This window comes from Vibrio sp. 10N.247.310.17 (assembly GCF_041466605.1).
In the GTDB taxonomy this organism is placed as follows: domain Bacteria; phylum Pseudomonadota; class Gammaproteobacteria; order Enterobacterales; family Vibrionaceae; genus Vibrio; species Vibrio tasmaniensis_A.
In genome coordinates, this window is the sequence record NZ_JBFSTC010000176.1 from 1 (window position 1) to 3,970 (window position 3,970).

The window sequence follows — 3,970 nt, forward strand, 5'->3', positions numbered from 1 at the left end:
AGCGAGCCAACCAAAGCTATGAATGAGGCTAGATACATGTTTTGGTTTCCCCTTTGTTCAGCTTGAAAGATGACAATAAAGTAGAGATTTGGTTATTAATCACATCTATGTTATTGACCATGTAAAAATCACCACAAGTTATCTGACCAAGAGCATACAAACCCATTTGAATTTCACCAGTTTCGGAAAGAACAGAACAAGTTGACGGACATACATTGATTCCTCCATATTGATTTTCTTTTGCTAGTTTCCGACTTAGCAGGCTATCAAGTACCGGATTACTTCTATCGAGTGAACGTCGTATCCCTGTAGCATTGATGATGAAATCAAAGAAGTACTTCTCTTTATCTGTCTCCACACAATATTGACCATTGTGACATGATACATTAGTGATTCCCTTGCTGTGCGAGACCTTACCTCTTTCTATAAGCACCTCAATGGCAGCATGATTTTGCAGGGAGACTGGGACTCGCATATTTGCCCAGCGACTTTGGAAAGTATCTATTAATCTATTTCTCGAACTGCGGGAGAGGTTTTGCCATAGCAAAGACAAGGAGTAGTTAGCAGCTGTTAGCACACTAGTTACTAGGTCCCCATCTACAAGGTGCTTGGCGGAGGCTAGCTGAAATATGGTTAGTTCTATTCCCTGATGGCGTAACTCTCTATTAATGAGATTGAGCACTGATTCAAGTGTTATTGTGTCTCTTGAATTGATGAATGCTTCTGTACTTTCAGGTGAGAGGTACTTAAGTTCAATGTCATGATAACGGGTTACAGGTCTAGGTCTATCTGAGACTCGTGAAAGCATTTTCGCATGGGTCACCTTAGAATAATTAAGTCCTAAAGCTACATCATAAGCAGTAAGCCTACTTCCTAAGATTCCTACTCTTCCTGTCAATGAACCCAAGCGATTAATTGGGTAAGGATTAGAGAGGTATCCTAAAGTTCCTTTAAGTTGGTAAGGGTCAGCCTCTACGCTAGTTCCTGTACAGAGAAAGACCGCATCATAAACCTTTTTGTTGTTTTTTGTGACGACGCACCAGCCGGATTCAGCCTTACGAATATCTTCAACTTGAAGAGCTATTGTTGTGATTCGGCAACCTAAAGCTCTATAGCGTTCAATATTCTCAAGCAACTTTTCTTTTAAAAAGTTACCAAATAAAGAACGTTGTAAGAAGGACTCTGGGGTTATTTCTAGACTATTTGGATACGAAGACATTGCCCAACGAAGAAAGTCATTTTTGTTATTCATGTACATGGCTTTTGCTGGTCGATTCAAAATGTTAGAGCTGATATCTTTCTGATAGGCTAGGCCTGTACCAGCTTCATTGGCTCTATCGTACATATCGATGTCAATGCACGAATGATTTGAGGTGAAAATGGTTTCGAGCATTGAGAAAAGTGAGGTCCCAGTATAACCACTTCCAATAATTGCTAGCTTCATGATGCTTCTATCTCGTTGCTGGTTTTATAGAGTTGATTTTACTTTCCCATTCGGATTGCTCGTTGAACCACTGATTAAGTGATGATAGGTTTTCTTTGACCTCGTTTTCTGTTTTCCCTTTTATAATTGCACTCATAATCTCGCCATTGGTGAATGACATCGTTGTATGATTTTGGGAAACAGAACCTGAAAGTTTGTACTTAAGAACATAATCTAAATCACAGGTCTCCGGAGCTGCCAGCAAGACGCCTTCTTGGGGCGGAACAAGCAGCTGGCCAACCAATTTTTTATGGGTATCGATTGTTGGGACATCTTGTTTTGGATTTCTTAGAGCTGATAGGTATGACATTCTCAAATCTAATCCCCACGCTTCCTTCAATTCTTCATTGACGAAACAACCTCCGAGACGAGCAGCAATTTCTCCAAGAATAATTTGGCCATCTTTGGTTACAAATATTTCTAGGTGAAACAAAAAAGTTTTCTCAGAAGGTAAGACATCAAATATTAGCCATTCAGTATAGGCTTTGATTTTTTTTGCCAAAGATGAGTTTGGATCAACCATCTGTAATCCAAATACTGCTCCAGACAAAAAATCTAAACAAGAAACCAAGGCTTTACTGGTCGAGATAACAACGGGATTAGCATTAATGATAAGTCCATTAACCTGATAGTGTTCTCCCTGGACGAATTGCTCTACCATTAGATTGAAAAACTTCGTCGTTTTGGCTCTTAACAGATACGCTTTGAGTTGTCCCTCATTGCTTAAAATTTCAACGCCATTAGAACCGCGCCCATCACAAGGCTTTATAACAACAGGGTAACCATATTGTTCTATGAAGATAGCGAGTTCTATTGCGTTATGTACTCGCGACATGGCTGGGATCAAAGCTCCATTGTCTTGAGCAAGTGATTTCATCTTATACTTATCTCTGAAATAGATTATTCTCTGCGAACAGCCCTGCGTTACCCCAAGTTTGTCATTTAATCTAGCAGCTCTCTCAAGATCAATTTCAGCAAGTGCAGCTACTCTAGGGGTCGATAACTTTAAGGCTCTATGATAAACATCAAGTTCGACTAAAGAATTGTTACTAAAGTCTTGATATAAATGGATCTCGATTTCGTTTTGAAAATGGTTTTCTAATTCCTTCTTTTTATTAGCACAAGAATAGATAATTGCATTCTGGCCAATACTTTTTATCCAAGATTTAACAGAGTGTTGCAGCAATATTTTCGGTGGGGCTAACAAGATGAGTTGCTTCATTTAATTTCCCTTACAGTTGATCGTAAAAATGAACATGTCTCTGTGTGCCTCGCCGGGAAGAAGAGGGACTATTGGAGAAACATAATGGTAAAAATGTTTATCATCAATAATCAGCAGATCACCAATGTTTAGCTGTTTGTTCACAACTATGTCACCCTCACTTAGGACTATTGAGTTACCACCTGCAATATTTCGTTTGTCGATACAAAGGGTACAGACGAAGTCGAACCCATCTTGATGAGGACCTTCAGGTGCGGGAAGGCCGTTATAGTCATCATTAGCAGTGATTCGAATTTGATGAACGCCAATATGTGCCTCATTCTTAGATAGATATTCCATCAATATTGGGACAATTATTTTTTCACTGAAAATTTTTGCTTGACTGCTTATGCTTTTAAATTTTCTTTTTATACCTCCAGCATATGAGTTAATAAATTTAGCCTGATGAAATGCTGGAGGAGAGTCGACCCAATGGAACTGTCCATTAATAAATTTACAGGTCGAGTAACGTCGCTTTCTAAATCTCGCCACTGTCTGTAAATAGGGGTCGTCTACTAAGCACTCAAACGTTTCTTTGAGCGATAAGTAATTAGGGGAAGATTCGATAATCTTAGCTATATTACATTGATAGAACTCTTTGTTTTTGGAGTTGCTATGAGGTATTTCTATTTCTTCGAGGAACGCCATTTAAATACACCTTGTATCTAAAAATTAATCTATATTTGTACTTCAATGTTAAATTTCCATTATATTATTTCAATATCAGGTAAGCATCAATAATCAGAACCCTTCATCTCTATGAAAAGAATATAAATCTTATTGGATTTTAAAGGAATTAAATTAATATAATTAATTTTTAGGGAGGTGCGTCCAGTACATCAAATCCAATAACAGATCAAAACTGTCGATTGCGGTCAAGATAGTGTCGTTTTTTACTGATAAATGAACGCTGGATAATACTATTTAATTATTAAATTGAGGAAGGACTGACGGATATAATATCGCCTTTCTAAAGTCAGATTTCACGGTTATTTCCTTTTACGAATGGCCCTGAATTTCTAAACGGTTTTGTGATTTTTTAGTAGTGTGATCCATTTTTCACCCCAACCCCTTTTAATATGGGCGATTTTACCTAATAATATAAAGCCTTAGAGAAAGCACAAACTATGCAAGCGTTTAACGAAGTGGCCCTGTTTCTCTCAATCCAATCCCACACACCACGCTAAATCGTAAACGATTTAAATGATTGTCTGTGATGAATTTAA

At 38.0% G+C, this 3,970-nt stretch carries 3 protein-coding genes; all 3 read right to left on the reverse strand.

From position 1 onward, the window contains the following. Positions 1 to 28 precede the first annotated feature (28 nt). The 3 genes from AB6D80_RS24375 to AB6D80_RS24385 are packed head-to-tail and all read right to left on the reverse strand — an operon-like array spanning position 29 to position 3,392. Positions 29 to 1,444 carry an FAD/NAD(P)-binding protein gene (locus tag AB6D80_RS24375; protein ID WP_372189874.1) on the reverse strand — a complete coding sequence of 472 codons (1,416 nt, stop codon included), beginning with the start codon at positions 1,442 to 1,444 and terminating at the stop codon, positions 29 to 31. Between the two features lie 7 nt (positions 1,445 to 1,451). Next, positions 1,452 to 2,705 carry an acetyl-CoA carboxylase biotin carboxylase subunit family protein gene (locus AB6D80_RS24380; protein ID WP_102579745.1) on the reverse strand — a complete coding sequence of 418 codons (1,254 nt, stop codon included), beginning with the start codon at positions 2,703 to 2,705 and terminating at the stop codon, positions 1,452 to 1,454. Next, positions 2,706 to 3,392, reverse strand: a complete 687-nt coding sequence (locus AB6D80_RS24385) for a 2OG-Fe dioxygenase family protein (RefSeq protein ID WP_102579744.1) — start codon at positions 3,390 to 3,392, stop codon at positions 2,706 to 2,708. Positions 3,393 to 3,970 lie beyond the last annotated feature (578 nt).